Raw genomic sequence first — 2,025 nt, 5'->3', positions numbered from 1 at the left:
TAATATTATCACGCAATGTTCCATCAAAAATGGCGACATCCTGTGGAACATAGGAAATTGCGCTGCGCAAATCTTGCAAAGAAAGGCGATTAATTTCCATGCTATCCAACAAAATTGTTCCATTTATCGGGTCATAAAAACGAAGGATCAAAGAAAAAATGGTGCTTTTTCCTGCTCCTGAAGCCCCAACAAAAGCAACCGTTTCGCCTGCCTTCACAGAAAACGAAAGCGAGCGTAAAATCTTCTCTTGTGGTCTAGAAGGATAAGTAAAATCAACCTGATCAAAAACAAGTTCGCCTCGAACAGGTTGTTCTAATGATAAAGGATTTTTAGAAGCTACAATAGTCGGTTGTTCTTGTAACAATTCGGAAAGACGCTCAGCAGCGCCTGCTGCTTGGATTAACTCTGCTCCCAATTCCGATAATTGCGCAAAAGTAGAAGCTCCAAAAACCGCATAAAGGACAAATTGCCCTAATGTCCCGCCTGTCATCGTTCCATTCAAAACATCGTGCGACCCAATCCATAAAACAGCAACCACACTGCTAAAAACCAAAAAAATTGCAAAACCCGTAAAAAAGGAGCGCAGGATCACAGAAGCACGTGCTGTTTGAAAAGCACGTTCTATCAATTGTGAAAAACGTGTTGCAACGCGTTTTTCTGCAGTAAAAGCTTGCACGGTGCGAATAGCACTTACCTGTTCTGTAGCAACAGCATTGGCATCTGCAAGACGATCTTGTGCCGCACGCGTACGCGCACGAACTTTACGCCCAAAAACCACCAAGGGAATGGCCACAACAGGAATAGCAACCAAAACCAACAAAGACAATTTAGCGTTGGTAATCACCATCATCACAACGGCTCCGATCACTATAATCAACTGACGCAAAGCAGTAGAGGCGGTAGAACCCACAGCTAATTTTATTTGTGTGGTATCTGTTAGTAGCCTTGAAACAATCTCTCCTGAATGCGACCGATCAAAAAAAGCAGGAGAAAGTTTCATAATATGAATAAACACATCACGCCGTAAATCGGCAACAATCCGTTCTCCCAATGTGATAACACAGTAATAACGGGCTGCTGAAGCAAATGCGAGAAACAAGGCTAAGATAAACAAAATTCCAAAGTAAAAATTAATATGTCCATGGCTTGAAGTAGAAAACCCATGATCAAACATTTGGCGGATAGCCACAGGCAAAGCTAATGTGATAAGAGCAGCAACAGATAACGCTAGAAAAGCAAAGATAAACAACCAACGATAGCGCAAAAGATAAGGAAAAAAAATTGCAAGCGAAGAGAATGAAGATTTTCTAGGGGAAGACTTTGTAGATTTTTCTGAATGATTGAAGAGATTCATAAGGTTTCGCTCACTATATTGAATTTATAACACTTGATACAACGATGCATCTTGAACACTTGTTTTTTTATGCGTGCTCAGTTATAGGAATAAATACTTTAATCAATGTATCAAAAAGACAAAGGAAGCGCACTTAAAAAAATCAAGCAAGTGCTATTTCATTCTATAAACGCAAAAGGTTTTTACGCATGAAAGCGAATATTCATCCCAACTATCACACAATTACCGTTGTTATGACGGATGGAACCCAATATACAACGCGCTCTACTTGGGGAAAAGAAGGCGATACTCTTAATCTAGATATTGACCCAAGAACGCATCCAGCATGGACAGGTGGCTCCCAAACACTTGTAGACCGTGGCGGTCGTCTTTCTAAATTCAAAAATCGTTTTGGTAATATTGGCATGTAAAAGCCTATTACTGATTATAAAGAGCATAAGTTTAAAAAAAATGATTGCCCTATTGTAAGTGATGATTTTTTTATGCTGTTAAAGAGTGCACTTTAAATATTAATTCAAAAACGCATCCAACATAAATAAATGCGATCTTAGACACTAATAAATCTTGGTGGCTGCGTTTTTAAATTTAAAAATCAGTTTGAAATACGAGCATAAATCCTTTCTTGTAGAGTATAATGACTTGAAATAAAATAATTGCAAACTGTCCTTCTT

At 38.8% G+C, this 2,025-nt stretch carries 2 protein-coding genes; one reads left to right on the top strand and one right to left on the bottom strand.

Translation table 11 applies throughout. The annotated features are described in order from the left end of the window. On the bottom strand, positions 1–1,354 hold a 1,354-nt coding region (locus ACFIJS_RS08850), incomplete at its 3' end, for an ABC transporter transmembrane domain-containing protein (protein ID WP_375651242.1). 188 nt (positions 1,355–1,542) lie between these two features. On the opposite strand from ACFIJS_RS08850, the gene rpmE reads away from it, so the two are divergent. Continuing rightward, positions 1,543–1,764, top strand: coding sequence for a 50S ribosomal protein L31 (gene rpmE, locus ACFIJS_RS08845; protein ID WP_330168255.1), 222 nt, complete (start codon positions 1,543–1,545; stop codon positions 1,762–1,764). Positions 1,765–2,025 lie beyond the last annotated feature (261 nt).

Origin of the sequence: Bartonella sp. OT172YNZD (assembly GCF_042193725.1) — a bacterium.
GTDB lineage: Bacteria > Pseudomonadota > Alphaproteobacteria > Rhizobiales > Rhizobiaceae > Bartonella > Bartonella grahamii_A.
The sequence above is the reverse complement of the archived record's forward strand: the minus strand, read 5'-3'. Positions and strand labels throughout refer to the sequence as shown.